This window comes from Bradyrhizobium sp. 18BD, assembly GCF_054185225.1.
The window spans coordinates 1-570 of sequence record NZ_JAVAYL010000069.1; the positions used below are offsets into that span (position 1 = coordinate 1).

Annotated in this window: 1 protein-coding gene; it reads right to left on the bottom strand. The window is 67.5% G+C overall.

Annotated elements, in window-relative coordinates:
* The coding region (locus RAD16_RS40410; protein WP_458163636.1) for an efflux RND transporter permease subunit at positions 1-570 on the bottom strand (570 nt) is incomplete at both ends.

Here is a 570-nt window from a genome sequence, read left to right on the forward strand (position 1 = left end):
AACAGGTTGAAGCGCTGCACGATCTGCGGACCGGTGATCTCGCGGATCGAGGCCAGCGTCCCCATCGGCACCAGGGCGCCGGTGGAGGAGCGGACCTTGAGCTGCTCGATGTCGGTCTTCGAGAGGCGGAAGGGCGCGTCCGCCTGCACGCGGACCTGATAGATGCGGCCGAGCGTGTTGAAGTCGTTCACGTAGGCGCCACCGAGGTTGGCCTGCACCGTCGAGAAGACGTTGGCGAGCGGCACCTTGAGCATCCGCGCCACCGTGCGGTCGATGTCGAGGTAGAGCTGCGGCGTGTCGTTGCCGAAGGTCGTGAAGACCCGCTGCACGTCCTTGCTCTGATTCGCCTGGCCGAGGATCTCGTTGACCGAGGCGAGCAGCGGTCCGATCGCCGAGGACTGCCGGCTCTCGATCTGCATCTTGAAGCCGCCGCCGGTGCCGAGGCCGCGCACGGGCGGCGGCGCGATCACGATGACCCGCGCCTCCTCGATGCCGGACGTCGCCTTGATCACGTCGCCGGTGATGACGGCGGCGGTGCGGCCGGGGGGGATTCCTTCGAGTTCATAGGCT